We start from the raw sequence: 12,618 nt of genomic DNA on the forward strand, positions 1-12,618 counted from the left end.
AAGGTTGATTATGTCATTTGAAAAGATTTGCCAAATCAGCGACATCGTACCGGGCACGGGTGTTTGTGCACTGGTTGATGGTCAGCAAGTTGCGGTATTCCGCCCAACACAAGCAGAAGAAGTGCTGGCGATCAGCAACACTGACCCGTTCTTCCAATCAAACGTGCTTTCTCGCGGTTTGATTTGTGAGCACCAAGGCGAGCTTTGGGTGGCAAGCCCACTTAAGAAGCAGCGCTTTAACCTGACAACAGGTGCGTGCATGGAAGACGAGCGTTTTAGCGTGAAAGCGTACAAAACGCGCGTAACCAACGGCGAAGTAGAAGTTTCTGCATAAGCTAGGTTTCCATTCCCTCCTCTAAGGGGGAGGGAATGAACCGAAATCTAGATTTAATAGGTAAAGGCTTTCCGTGGTTCATCTGCGGGGACAGGGAAGCTAGGTGTTACTCAGCGGCAAGCCTTTCTCTATTCAATCTTTAATTTTTAACTTTCACTTTTGGATAAGGACACATTCATGTCTACTGATTTTAAGCCTGCAGAATTCGTGCAAACCATGATCAATGTTGGTGAAGCGAAAACCAATACAAGCACGCGAGACCTTCTGCTTCGCGGTACGATGGCTGGCGTTATTCTTTCGCTTGCGGTGGTGGTTGCTATTACCGCGATTGTACAAACGGGTATCGGTCTTGTAGGAGCACTTGTTTTCCCCGTTGGTTTCGTAATTCTAAGTGTGATGGGGTATGACCTAGTAACCGGTGTTTTTGGTCTAGCGCCTCTGGCTAAGTTTGCGAACCGTCCGGGCATCACTTGGGGTCGTATCTTCCGTTGTTGGGGTCTTGTAGGCTTGGGTAACCTTATCGGTTCTCTGATCGTTGCTTACCTAGTGGCTATCTCTCTAACAGGTAACTTCTCTCTAGAACTGAACGCAGTAGCGAAGAAATTTGTGGCTGTTTCTACCGCGCGTAGCCTTGGTTTTGAAAACATGGGTATGGACGGATGGATCACGTGTTTCGTACGCGGCATCTTCTGTAACCTAATGGTATGTCTAGGCGTTATCGGCAACATGACAGCACGTTCAGTATCTGGTCGCGTAGCAATGATGTGGTTCCCAATCTTCATCTTCTTTGCGCTAGTATTCGAGCACACAGTAGTAAACATGTTCCTATTCCCACTAGGTATGATTCTAGGTGCGGATTTTGGTATCGCGACTTGGTTGAACTTCAACCTTATCCCAACCATCCTAGGTAACATTGTTGGTGGTCTAGTAATGACTTGTATTCCACTGTACCTAACTCACGCTAAAACTGCGCCTTCTATCAATGCTGAAGAAGAAGTAAAAGCGCAACCTGCAATGGCTAAATAACCATTAACGGGTAATTCGCTTAATATGGTCCCGCTTCTGGATGGGCGGGACTATTCTCTAACTAGATTTCAATTTTTAACTTTCACTTTCGCGACATATTTTATTGATTTAGCTATAAAAAGTAATAACTCCTTAGAGTGGTTTTAGCCCTAAGTGCATAACGCGAGTGTTACTCTTTATATCTAAATTTTTCGATAGGCGTTGATATGACTACTGCTCACTCATCTTTAAACAGCGGCTTTGTTTCTCTTGTTGGTGCAGGTCCAGGTGATCCTGATTTGCTCACAGTAAAAGGCTTAAAAGCCATTCAAGCGGCTGAAGTTGTTGTATACGACCGTTTGGTGTCGAAAGACATTCTAGAATTGGCTCATGCATCAGCAGAGATGATCTACGTAGGTAAAAAATTAGACTTTCACTGTGTGCCTCAAGATCAAATCAACCAAATCTTGGTGCAGAAAGCACAAGAAGGTAAGCGTGTTGTGCGTCTGAAGGGCGGTGACTCATTTATCTTTGGCCGTGGCGGTGAAGAGTTAGAAGAACTAGCGGAATTTGGTATCAAATACGAAGTGGTTCCGGGTATCACAGCAGCAGCGGGTGCAACGGCTTATGCTGGTATTCCATTAACACACCGCGACCATGCGCAAAGCGTTCAATTCATCACTGGTCACGTACAAAAAGATGGTCGTGAGATTGAGTGGCATTCACTGGCGCAATCCAACAACACGCTTGTGTTCTACATGGGTTTGAAGCAAAGCGGCCACATTATGGATAAGCTGATCACACATGGCTTAGATCCTGAGATGTCATGCGCCATTATTGAAAACGGTACGCGCCCGGAGCAGCGCGTGTTCCAAGGAAAGTTGAACGAGTTATCGAGCATGGCAGAGCAAGCTGTGAGCCCAGCATTGATTGTGGTTGGTAGCGTTACTCAGCTGCACAACAAATTGGATTGGTTCGCAAAGTAATACTGCCCAGAAGTGACTATATTTTACAGGGGCTTTGTTGCCTCTGCATTTCTTGCTTACGCATAGGCATTTGATCAATGAGGTTGTTGATAAACGGCCAGTCTGTTTCTGCGCCCCAACGGTGCTTTTCTAGACCATCTTTACCAAGCAAAATAGCAGTATGAGAACCTTTTTCGACCGCATAAAGACGAGCTAGCATTTTTAGGTCGAACTCTTCTTTAAGCCAAGCAGGAAAAGTATAACCTTGTTCTGTAATGACCAGTGTGACGACATCTCTGTCTTCCAACTCACACTCATTCATAAGTGTTTCTAGCAAGAATTGTTTGACGTATTCATCATTTTCCGGCGCAAAGTAGAGCACACTTCTATGTGGCCAGTATTTGGAGTGCGCTGGATAACCAAATGCTGTCGATGACAAGATACAAGAAAGCAGTATCACTAGTAACTTTCCGCCCATGACAGTTCCCCTAGAAACCCAAATAACTTTTTATACGTTAAGTTTAGTGGAATTGGCTCATTGTGCTTTTTCCAAAACTGGCATAGGGTAGGCAGCAAATAAATTGAGCGTAGAAATAGATGAGTTCGGAAAGCAAACAAAAAATCGCCATTTTGGTTGATGTACAGAATGTGTATTACACCTGTCGCGAAGCGTATCGAAGCAATTTTGATTACAACCAGTTTTGGTATGTTGCCACACAAGGGAAAGAGGTGGTAAGTGCTCGTGCTTATGCCATCGCGAGCAATGATCCCAAGCAACGTCAGTTCCACCATATTCTTCGTGGTGTTGGATTTGAGGTGATGCTTAAACCCTACATCCAGCGTCGTGATGGCAGCTCGAAAGGCGATTGGGATGTGGGTATTACTCTCGATGCAATTGAAATTGCTCCCGAAGTTGAGGAAGTGATTCTAGTTTCGGGAGATGGAGACTTTAGTCTGCTAGTAGAGAGAATTCAGCAGCGCTTCAATAAAACGGTGACCGTTTATGGTGTACCTAAACTTACATCTCAAACTCTGATTGATTGTGCCGACAATTTTGTCGCGATTGATGACGATTTCTTGCTGTAGTGAATAGTGCAATAAAGAAAGGCGAGTCACTCAGGCTGTACGAAACGTACAATGACTCGCCTCTAATTTATCCTTGATTTGGCTAGTTACGAAGGAATGATCATTTGCCCTAGCAAGTAACCCAAGCAACACGCACCAATCACGCCGATTAAGCCCACAGACATGAATGAGTGGTTGAAGTACCACTTACCAATCTTAGTTGTGCCCGAGGTATCGAAGTTCACAGTCGCGATATCTGAAGGGTAGTTTGGAATAAAGAAGTAGCCGTATACCGCTGGCATCAAGCCGATAAGCAGCGCAGGTTCCAAACCTAAGCCGAGACCAACAGGCAGCATCATGCGAGCCGTTGCAGCTTGAGAGTTCACCACAACCGACACAATGAATAACGCAAGCGCGAATGTCCAAGGATAGTTGGTTACCATCTCTACGATGCCAGATTTAAATTGAGGCATAGCGTACTGAAAGTAGGTATCTGACATCCATGCAATACCGAAGATAGCAATCGCCGCCACCATACCAGATTTAAATACCACCCCATTTGGTACGTCACGCGGGTCAGTTTTGGTCGCAAGCAAAATGATACCGCCGAAGCAGAGCATCATCATTTGAATCACAACTGCCATGCTGATTGGCTTCGAGCCATCTACGATGGTACGAATGTCTGGCCACATCGCGATAATGACGATAACCAAGATCGATGCAATGAACAGCAATACAGAGTTACGAGCACTTGTTGGTAGTACTTCATCAAGTGACGTTGCAGTTGTGTTGAGGATTTTTTCTCTCCACACTGGATCTTTCAAACGCTCTTGGTATTCTTCATCGTCGTCTAGCTCTTTACCACGCTTTAGGCTGTAAAGTGACATCAACAACGTACCGAATAGCGTTGCAGGTACAGTAACGAGCAGAATTGAGAGCAGAGTGATCTCGTGTTGAATGTCGGAGAGTTGCGCCAAGTAGTAAACCACTGCTGCTGAAATTGGCGAGGCTGTGATTGCGATTTGAGACGCGACAGAAGCGGCAGCCATAGGACGCTCTGGACGAATGCCATTTTTAAGTGCAACGTCGCCAATGATTGGCATGATAGAGTAAACCGCGTGACCTGTACCAAGTAGGAAGGTCATAAAGTAAGTCACGAACGGAGCAATAAGGGTGACGCGTTTTGGGTTCTTACGAAGCACACGCTCGGCAACTTGCAGCATGTATTTCAAACCGCCAGCGGCTTCAAGAATGGAAGCACATGTTACCACCGCTAAAATGATCAACATAACGGTGACAGGAGGAGAGGTTGGCGGCATCTTAAAGATGAAGACTTCAATCACCAAGCCAATTCCGGATACGACCCCAAGGCCTATACCACCATAACGTGAGCCGATATACAGCATCACGAGCAAAAATAGAAACTCAAGATACAACATGTGGATTTCCTTATTCAAAACAGAGGGCTACATAGCCAAATTACCTCTTTGTATTGTCTCGATATTCAGAAAGAAAATACTTCATGTTGTTCACAATCCGCTGGATAAGAAACAGCAATATTCAATTATTGGCAATAACTCACGCTACACAGGGAAACTGTTAACACAGTTTTATCAGGGTGTTTTTATGCTGTGTATTTTTGCGATCATCTGAGCGTTAAATGCGAAGAGGTTTAAGAGTTTGTTGTTATTCATCGCATACGTAACCAGACCTTACAGCTTCACAGAACTCGGAAATACATTCATAACTAACCCTAAGAGTGCTTCTTTGTTATGAAAACGCAAAGGATAATAGTTTGCATTGCGATTGGTGCTTGGGTATAAAGGTGTCAGAATGACTACACCAACAATAAGCCATCATGTCTGAGCAATTTTTCCCGCAACTGTTTCAAACTTCGAGTGAGATTACACCTTACCTACACGGTGATATCGGCGAGATAGGGCAAGAAGCTATCCATATCGAGAATGATATCAACCCGATCATCCAAGGCCTTTACCAGCAAATCTCGGAGGCTCATCCGGAAGCGGGAAAAGCATATTGGTTGACAAGAACGTGGGATTTACTTTGTTGGCAGCCAGTTTATGTCGCATTCATCTCTATTTACGGTTACCACACGTTGCCAAACATTCGCGAGATAGCGCAGCACCTCAAACCTTGTTTTGTTTCTGGGTACCGATTCGCAGACGAAGCGCATATACATGGCGAGCCAGAAGCGTTGATAAAAGAGGCGGGGCGTCAAATCCGAGAACTGTTCGACTTCTATCAACAAGAGATGAGTCAATGGACACGCATTCGTCCTGGCTTCACCCATCAATTGATGTCGGACGGAATCATGGCTTGTTTAATTCGTCTCCAACAGCGCTTTCCGCAAATGACTAACTCGACACTTCAGGAGCATGCGGTCTTGTGGCTAAGCGCAATGGGTTTGGATGTTGATAATAGCCGCTCACTTCATGAGACGGAATCTGATCAGCCGCTAAAGTTAGTAAGAAAAAGTTGTTGTTTAGTCTATAAGTGTGAAGGCAGAAAGCTTTGTGCAGATTGTCCTCGTTTAGAGGAAAATCGACAGCTTATGAGCAAGAAGGTTCTTAATTAACATTTATTTAACTTGTGTAACAGTGCTCGATTTGAGAGTGAGAATAAGTATCATTGCATGCTCTTGTTGACAACAAAAAGATAAATACAATGATGAAAAGGACGTTTTCTTTCAATCTCATCGTACTTGCGATGAGCAGTGGATACGCAGTTAGCTCAATAGCAGCAGAAGATCTTCAACAAACATCGACTCCGAGCGATGAGCAATTGGTTGTCGTAGGCAGTGTGATGCCGAAATCGATCTCCGATATTCCAGGAACGGTTTGGTTTGTTGGCCAAGAAGAGATTGCTCAGCAATATCGTGCGGGCAAGACACTGGGTGATATTCTTTCTGCAACCATCCCTTCTTTAGACGTCGGCACCGGTGGTCGAACTAATTATGGTCAGAACCTTCGCGGTAGAGCAATGTTGGTAATGATTGATGGTGTCTCGTTACAGTCTTCTCGCCCGATTAGTCGTCAGTTAGACGCAATAGACCCATTCAACATCGAGCGAATTGAAGTACTATCTGGTGCAACCTCCATTTATGGTGCAGGCGCTACTGGTGGTGTTATTAACATTATCACCAAGAAAGCGTACTCGGATGACTTGTCGTTTGAATCCTACGTGAGTGGCACTACAGGCTTTAATAGCAGCGATGACTTTGATTACAAACTCGCTCAGTCTATCTCGGGTGGTAATGAGCGAATTACCGCTAGAGGTTCGGTTGTGTACACCGAGACACAAGGTGCATTTGACGCAAATGGCGACATTGTCACCCCAGACATTTCACAGGGCTCCTTGCAGTATAATTCAACGCTCGATGTTATGGGATCGACCGAGATTCAAATCTCCGATGCCAGCAAGTTAAACCTTGTCGCACAATACTATGACAGCCAGCAAGATTCGCCATACGGTTTGTACATTGTTAACAATAAATTTGTTGATGTACGAGAGGGGTTCGATTCCGACCGTGAACATGGTACAGAGCGAGTTCTCTTAAGTGCGAACTACGCTCACGACAGCGTATTCGGTCATCAACTGATAGGCGAGTTATCTTACCGTAGTGAAGACCAAACCTTTACTCCTTATTACCAAAGTGCCTCTCAACAAAAAACAGAAGTTTTTGCTGGGCGCTTAGCGTTAGCTAAAAGCTGGGAGTCATTCAAACTTGTTTATGGTGTCGATGCGTACTTAGACCGTTTTGAAAGTAACCAGGCTCTGTTCGATCCAACCATTGCGAACAGCTCTGGGAACTTAATTAATCGAACCTATGCCGAAGTGGGGCGTTACCCAGATGTTGATGTGGCGTCTTACGCAATGTTTGTCCAAGGGGATTACCAAATCAATCAAGATTGGTCAGTACAAGCAGGCTACCGCTACCAATACATGGACAATAAGATTGATGATTTTGTTGCCTATAGTATACAAAAGAAGATCGCATCGGGTAATGGTGTATCAGCGGATGCGGTACCAGGTGGCAGCACTGACTACTCTGTGAGCTTATTTAATTTGGGCACCATTTATCAGCTTAACGATGAATCTCAGCTTTGGGCGAACTTCTCTCAAGGTTTCGAACTCGCTGATCCTGCAAAGTACTACGGCCAAGGTAGCTACGATGCCGCGGATGCAAATGGTCACTACGCGTTGAACAATAGCATTAACGTATCTGACTCAAAAATGTCGGGCATCAAAACGGACAGCTATGAAATCGGTTACCGATTAGATACCGATACTGTCGCACTGCAAGCGGCGGGTTACTACTCGGTGTCGGATAACTCAATCAAGTATGACAAGAAGACGCTCCTAATCACCAATGTTGATGACGAGCAACGTGTATACGGTGCCGAAGCAAACATTAACTACTGGGTAAACCGTGATATTTTGTTAGGTGCATCAGGTCACTATGTGGTTTCTGAGCTGAAAACCAACGGTAAGTGGGAAGATCTAAGCGCGGGTAAAGCAAGTACATCAAAAGCGAACGCGTGGGCGGCTTACTATCAGGATGGCTATTCAGTACGTTTACAAAGCCAGACGATGTTTGATTACGAAGATGACGCAAACAATAAACTAGATGGATACACTACGTTTGATCTTCTTGGTAACGTAACACTACCTATCGGGCAGTTAGGTTTTGGTATTCAAAACCTATTTGACGAAGACTACACAACCGCTTGGGGACAACGTGCGCAGATTCTTTATGCAGCACACTACGATGCAGCAGCGTACGACTACAAAGGAAGAGGTCGCACATTCACACTGAACTACAGTGTCGAATACTAAAGCTAACTCTCTCCGAATATCAAAAAAGCCGCTGAAAGCGGCTTTTCTTTTAGGCTTGATCTGTCTGCGCTGTGTCTACAACGTTTTCCGTGTGTTCTGAAGCTTGGTTTTGTTCTTCAGCTTCCATTTTCGCGCGTTCAGCTTTGGAGATATAACGCGGCTTATTGCTCTTATGTAGCTTAGCGTTATGCTTCTTCTGCTTCGCTTTCAAGATCTGATTGATTTTCTTCTTGCGGTTCATGGTGGTGGTCCTTTAATTTAGCGAGGCAGGATAGTTACTTTTTTATCAAGTTACAACTAAATAAGCGCCGGTATCGGTCGCAAAATTCAAGTACGTTCCTATGTCCAATCATCTATCGCGTTTTAATGGAGCCCAAATGAAAACACTGTACACCGAACGTTTGATACTGCGTCTTGTGAGTGTAGATGATGCACCATTTATACTAGAACTTTATAACCACCCAGACTTCTACCGTTTTGTCGGAGACAAACAAATTCGTACCGAATATGAAGCGGCGCGTTACATAAAAGAAAACATGCTACGCATGCAACAAATTAAAGGCGTGAGTTTACTCGTTGTAGAGAAGAAAGAAGATGGGCAACCCATCGGGATTTGTGGGTTGGTTAAACGTGACACATTACAATACTATGATCTCGGATATGGATTTTTACCTTCCGCTTATGGCTTCGGCTACGGAACGGAGTCTGCAACCGCAGTGCTGGAATACGCTAGAGAGGAAATGAAACTCGATAATTTGGTTGCCATCACCAATAATGACAATATTCGTAGTATAAGTTTGCTCAAAAAACTGGGCTTTGAGTTTGAACGAGTTGAGCAGCAATATGATAATGGCCGCACGTTAGAACTTTACACAATGATGTTGTGATTTTTGGATAGCGCATGAGCGATATTTTACTTGGCAAACTCGCCACTGAATTTAAGACAGTAAAAGCCATGGTAGAGGTTTACTGTCATGACCATCATGGAACAAAACGTGACTTATGCTCAGAATGTCGTGAGCTGCTTGAATACGCAGAAGTGCGCCTCGACCGCTGTCCTTATGGAGAGAATAAACCGACGTGTAATAAATGTCCGATTCACTGCTACAAACCAGAGCCGAAAGAACAAATGCGTTTGGTCATGCGTTACTCTGGCCCCAGAATGTTACTGAAACATCCAATCTTGGCGGTTCGTCATTTGCTTCATGAAAAGCGCATGGTACCGGAAAAGCCTGCAGCGAACGCGTCAAACCGTCACAAGCGTTTATCTAAACAAAAATGCGAAGAATAAAAAAACGAGGGCGACATGCCCTCGTTTTCGTTGAGTAGAAGCGGCGTGATTAGAGGCCAGCGGCCATACGCTGCTTGGTTTTGCTCGCAGCAAGTAGCATGTATATGCCAGTCGCAACCAAAGCGGCAAACAAGTAGCCTAGTAAGCCGTGTTCTTGGCCCATGAATTTATCAGCGACAACTGGGCCAGCAACAGAGCCGATGCTGTAGCTAAACAGCATGACTTGTGTCGCAGAGACAATAAAGCGTTCATCAAGTCCTTCGCAACCTAAGTTGATTGCAATCGGGTACAAGGCAAAAGTAGCTGCACCTAAAAAGAATAATGCAGCAGCCAATACCACGGCTGACGAGGAAATAAAGGTCATACCGATCGAAAAAATACCCAAAATACAGAAAAACGCCATTAGCACTGTGCGGCTCATGTATTTGTTTAACGCGGTCACCATTGGTTGAACTAGCATGCCACCTAGAATCACTAGCGCCATCAATGTACCAATGTCTTGATGGCTAATTTTACGGTTAGTTAACTCAACTGGCATTAATCCGTAGATCGCGCCTAAGGTCAAACCTGAAACAACACAACCAATAATTGCTGCATGGTTTAGTTTGGCAATTTGCTTAAATGATAAAGCGGTTGATTCATGGCTGTTTGGCTGCTCACAATCAATGAACATTAACACCAGCATAGCCATTAGGATCAACGTCGTGATCGCAATAAACGGAACGCCGCCACTTACGCCAAGCACGCCAATACCAAACTGGCCTAATGCTGAACCACCATAAAGCGATAGCATGTACAAGCTCAAACGTTTCGCACGCGATGCTTCGTCTCCAGACATTAGCCAAGACTCAACAATGACAAAAACACCAGCAACCGCGATACCCGCAATAAAGCGAGCAGCAAGCCACATCAATCCGTTAGCAAACACGGGTAGTGTGACGATAGTTAGCGAAAATACGGCCAAGCAACCAATAAACGCGTTACGGTGACCAACTTGACGTACGATACGTTCAATAAAAATAGCACCGGTTAATAAGCCGCCATAAAACACACTCGCCAACCAACTCGCGTAATCTGCTGAGATGTTGTATTCACCGAGCATGAGAGGGATCAAGCTCATTAAATAGCCCGAAGCCACCGCATAAAGAGACAGTGCGACGACTGGAACTGTAACTCGTGGTGATGCTGCAGGAACGACTGTGTTTTCCACTGTTTTGCGCCTATAAGTTAAATGAAATCTAAGGGTTATTCGGCGCGAATATGAGGCTAATAGTTAGGCAAGTAAAATGATAAATTTAAGTCGTTTCGACAAATAATATTTATTAACTAGATAGGTTGATAAGTTGCATAAAAACGCCAACCTACAAACAAGGTTGGCGTGGAAGATTATTTAGTAAGTGCTTGATTTAACCATTGATCAAATTGAGTTTTAGGTAACGCACCATTGATCATATCAACACGTTGACCATTTTTGAAAACCATAATGGTAGGAATGCTGCGAATACCAAATTGCGCCGCAAGTTGTTGTTGAGCTTCGGTATCAATCTTAACAAAACGAGCCGTTCCGGCTTGCTCATGAGCAACATCAGAGAAAACAGGAGCAAAACCAACGCACGGGTTGCACCATGGGGCCCAAAAATCTACTACAACAGGCATATCACTTTGTAATAGAGCAGAAAAGTTATCTTGTGTACCTTCGATAGGCGAGCCGTCTAAAAGTGCACTTTTACATTTACCGCAAGTTGCAGATTCGGCAACGCGCTCATTAGGGACACGATTTAGACCGCCGCACGAAGGGCAGCGAGTTTTAAACGATGACATGACTTCTTCCTTTATTACGTATTGATGAAAACATGACTTACCAGTCAGCCTCATTATTTGTATACTTATTTTTTAACCTGCCGAAATAACGCAGCGCAGGTTTGTATTTGAGCCTAAGGTTCTAAGAAATTTTATTAAAATACAACAATAAATAGGTCTGCGATGACAAATTACTACGCTGAAATTACAGGTTGGGGGAAATGTGTTCCGCCAGCCGTGCTCTCTAACGATGATCTTAGCACTTTCCTCGATACTTCCGATGAGTGGATTCGTACCCGCACTGGTATCGAAAACCGCCGTATTAGTCATGTAAACACGTCAGACATGGCGACCGTTGCTGCTAAACATGCATTAGCTCGAGCAGGCGTCGATGCAACAGACGTGGATTTAATCATTGTGGCGACTTGTTCACCAGATTCATTGATTCCAAATATCGCGTCTAAGGTACAGCAGAACCTAGGTATTCGTGCAGCCGCTGCCTTTGACTTAAATGCCGCATGTACGGGATTTGTCTATGGCCTAGAAACGGGCACACGTTTGATTCAATCAGGTAACTATCGTAACGCGATCATTATTGGTGCGGAAAGATTGTCTTTCTACATCGATTGGGCAATGCGAGATACCGCTGTTCTATTTGGTGATGGTGCGGGCGCCGTTGTGTTATCAAGAACGGAAAAAGAAACGGGTTTACTACAGTCTCAAATCGGTTGTGACGCAAAAGGCCGCGATATTCTGTCCGTACCAAAGTTTGGTACTTGTATGGATCGCTTTGCGGAAGACAACGGTTACTGGGATTTCAACTTTGTAGGACAAGAAATTTTCAAACGTGCAGTAAAAGGCATGGGGCTAGCTGCGAAAACCGTACTGAAAGCATCACAGTTAACGACGGAACAAATCGATGTTGTGATTCCGCATCAAGCGAATATTCGTATTATTCAAACCTTGTGTGACCTGTCTGGAATTCCACACGACAAAGCGTTTGTTAACATTCAAAACTATGGCAATACTTCAGCTGCGACGGTGCCAATTGCATTGTGTGAAGCGGTAGAGCAAGGTCGAGTTAACCCAGGTGATAATATGCTTCTTGCTGCATTTGGTGCAGGTTTGACATGGGGTGCGGCAGTATTGAAATGGGGTGACCGCGTAACGCCAATTGGTGAAAGTGATGCGGTTCTGCCTGAATGTGAGCAATCCGCGCTAGAATTACTTGAGCGTGCCATTAAGCTGTGTAACGAACGCCGTCGCGACGAGGTGTAACGGACACTTTGCAAACATAAGAT

14 protein-coding genes are annotated in these 12,618 nt (G+C 44.6%); 9 read left to right on the forward strand and 5 right to left on the reverse strand.

The annotated features are described in order from the left end of the window. Positions 1–10 precede the first annotated feature (10 nt). From nirD to cobA, 3 genes are all read left to right on the forward strand, one after another. On the forward strand, positions 11–334 hold the full coding sequence (nirD, locus tag R7041_RS07510) for a nitrite reductase small subunit NirD (protein ID WP_064369235.1): 324 nt from the start codon (positions 11–13) through the stop codon (positions 332–334). A 177-nt stretch (positions 335–511) separates the two neighbouring features. Next, positions 512–1,360: a formate/nitrite transporter family protein gene (locus R7041_RS07515; RefSeq protein ID WP_005387971.1), complete on the forward strand. Its 849-nt coding sequence runs from the start codon at positions 512–514 to the stop codon at positions 1,358–1,360. A 206-nt stretch (positions 1,361–1,566) separates the two neighbouring features. Continuing rightward, positions 1,567–2,325 carry a uroporphyrinogen-III C-methyltransferase gene (cobA, locus tag R7041_RS07520; RefSeq protein WP_017820188.1) on the forward strand — a complete coding sequence of 253 codons (759 nt, stop codon included), beginning with the start codon at positions 1,567–1,569 and terminating at the stop codon, positions 2,323–2,325. A gap of 16 nt (positions 2,326–2,341) precedes the next feature. On the opposite strand, the gene R7041_RS07525 is transcribed toward cobA, so the two are convergent. Further along, positions 2,342–2,782: a DUF4174 domain-containing protein gene (locus R7041_RS07525; RefSeq protein WP_017820187.1), complete on the reverse strand. Its 441-nt coding sequence runs from the start codon at positions 2,780–2,782 to the stop codon at positions 2,342–2,344. Positions 2,783–2,901: 119 nt separating this feature from the next. On the opposite strand from R7041_RS07525, the gene R7041_RS07530 reads away from it, so the two are divergent. Further along, the gene (locus tag R7041_RS07530) at positions 2,902–3,390 is read left to right on the forward strand and encodes an NYN domain-containing protein (RefSeq protein WP_005387978.1); all 489 of its coding nucleotides are present in this window, start codon (positions 2,902–2,904) and stop codon (positions 3,388–3,390) included. 86 nt (positions 3,391–3,476) lie between these two features. On the opposite strand, the gene R7041_RS07535 is transcribed toward R7041_RS07530, so the two are convergent. After that, entirely contained in the window at positions 3,477–4,808 is a 1,332-nt protein-coding gene (locus R7041_RS07535; RefSeq protein ID WP_104976072.1) for an anaerobic C4-dicarboxylate transporter, read from the reverse strand. Positions 4,809–5,227: 419 nt separating this feature from the next. Here R7041_RS07535 and R7041_RS07540 point away from each other — a divergent pair, with 419 nt between their 5' ends. Further along, complete coding sequence (locus tag R7041_RS07540) at positions 5,228–5,965, forward strand: siderophore ferric iron reductase (protein WP_042520969.1); 738 nt, start codon at positions 5,228–5,230, stop codon at positions 5,963–5,965. Between the two features lie 89 nt (positions 5,966–6,054). Then, positions 6,055–8,226, forward strand: a complete 2,172-nt coding sequence (locus R7041_RS07545) for a TonB-dependent receptor (RefSeq protein WP_005376064.1) — start codon at positions 6,055–6,057, stop codon at positions 8,224–8,226. Between the two features lie 49 nt (positions 8,227–8,275). Here the strand turns inward: R7041_RS07545 and R7041_RS07550 are convergent, their stop codons facing one another. Next, positions 8,276–8,467 carry a DUF2986 domain-containing protein gene (locus R7041_RS07550; RefSeq protein ID WP_005376066.1) on the reverse strand — a complete coding sequence of 64 codons (192 nt, stop codon included), beginning with the start codon at positions 8,465–8,467 and terminating at the stop codon, positions 8,276–8,278. Between the two features lie 136 nt (positions 8,468–8,603). Here R7041_RS07550 and R7041_RS07555 point away from each other — a divergent pair, with 136 nt between their 5' ends. Together R7041_RS07555 and R7041_RS07560 are read left to right on the forward strand one after the other, a co-directional pair. Further along, positions 8,604–9,113 carry a GNAT family N-acetyltransferase gene (locus tag R7041_RS07555; protein WP_054579612.1) on the forward strand — a complete coding sequence of 170 codons (510 nt, stop codon included), beginning with the start codon at positions 8,604–8,606 and terminating at the stop codon, positions 9,111–9,113. Between the two features lie 14 nt (positions 9,114–9,127). Next, on the forward strand, positions 9,128–9,517 hold the full coding sequence (locus R7041_RS07560; RefSeq protein WP_005387988.1) for a nitrous oxide-stimulated promoter family protein: 390 nt from the start codon (positions 9,128–9,130) through the stop codon (positions 9,515–9,517). Positions 9,518–9,566: 49 nt separating this feature from the next. Here R7041_RS07560 and R7041_RS07565 read toward each other — a convergent pair whose 3' ends face one another. Together R7041_RS07565 and trxC are read right to left on the reverse strand one after the other, a co-directional pair. Beyond that, on the reverse strand, positions 9,567–10,727 hold the full coding sequence (locus R7041_RS07565; protein WP_206949018.1) for an MFS transporter: 1,161 nt from the start codon (positions 10,725–10,727) through the stop codon (positions 9,567–9,569). Between the two features lie 176 nt (positions 10,728–10,903). Beyond that, positions 10,904–11,338 (reverse strand): thioredoxin TrxC, encoded by a 435-nt coding sequence (trxC, locus tag R7041_RS07570; protein ID WP_005376074.1) that lies wholly within the window; start codon positions 11,336–11,338, stop codon positions 10,904–10,906. A gap of 162 nt (positions 11,339–11,500) precedes the next feature. Between trxC and R7041_RS07575 the strand changes: the two genes are divergently transcribed. Then, positions 11,501–12,595, forward strand: coding sequence for a ketoacyl-ACP synthase III (locus R7041_RS07575; RefSeq protein WP_005387993.1), 1,095 nt, complete (start codon positions 11,501–11,503; stop codon positions 12,593–12,595). Positions 12,596–12,618: the final 23 nt, after the last annotated feature.

Source organism: Vibrio sp. 1751 (assembly GCF_033339895.1).
GTDB lineage: Bacteria > Pseudomonadota > Gammaproteobacteria > Enterobacterales > Vibrionaceae > Vibrio > Vibrio alginolyticus.

What these genes read in the sequence shown, in the direction of transcription:
- R7041_RS07530 (WP_005387978.1), top strand. Translation starts at nt 2,902, where the DNA reads ATGAGTTCGGAAAGCAAACAAAAAATCGCCATTTTGGTTGATGTACAG.
- R7041_RS07540 (WP_042520969.1), top strand. Translation starts at nt 5,228, where the DNA reads ATGTCTGAGCAATTTTTCCCGCAACTGTTTCAAACTTCGAGTGAGATT.
- trxC (WP_005376074.1), bottom strand. Translation starts at nt 11,338, where the DNA reads ATGTCATCGTTTAAAACTCGCTGCCCTTCGTGCGGCGGTCTAAATCGT.
- R7041_RS07550 (WP_005376066.1), bottom strand. Translation starts at nt 8,467, where the DNA reads ATGAACCGCAAGAAGAAAATCAATCAGATCTTGAAAGCGAAGCAGAAG.
- R7041_RS07545 (WP_005376064.1), top strand. Translation starts at nt 6,055, where the DNA reads ATGATGAAAAGGACGTTTTCTTTCAATCTCATCGTACTTGCGATGAGC.
- R7041_RS07515 (WP_005387971.1), top strand. Translation starts at nt 512, where the DNA reads ATGTCTACTGATTTTAAGCCTGCAGAATTCGTGCAAACCATGATCAAT.
- R7041_RS07555 (WP_054579612.1), top strand. Translation starts at nt 8,604, where the DNA reads ATGAAAACACTGTACACCGAACGTTTGATACTGCGTCTTGTGAGTGTA.
- R7041_RS07575 (WP_005387993.1), top strand. Translation starts at nt 11,501, where the DNA reads ATGACAAATTACTACGCTGAAATTACAGGTTGGGGGAAATGTGTTCCG.
- nirD (WP_064369235.1), top strand. Translation starts at nt 11, where the DNA reads ATGTCATTTGAAAAGATTTGCCAAATCAGCGACATCGTACCGGGCACG.
- R7041_RS07535 (WP_104976072.1), bottom strand. Translation starts at nt 4,808, where the DNA reads ATGTTGTATCTTGAGTTTCTATTTTTGCTCGTGATGCTGTATATCGGC.
- cobA (WP_017820188.1), top strand. Translation starts at nt 1,567, where the DNA reads ATGACTACTGCTCACTCATCTTTAAACAGCGGCTTTGTTTCTCTTGTT.
- R7041_RS07560 (WP_005387988.1), top strand. Translation starts at nt 9,128, where the DNA reads ATGAGCGATATTTTACTTGGCAAACTCGCCACTGAATTTAAGACAGTA.
- R7041_RS07525 (WP_017820187.1), bottom strand. Translation starts at nt 2,782, where the DNA reads ATGGGCGGAAAGTTACTAGTGATACTGCTTTCTTGTATCTTGTCATCG.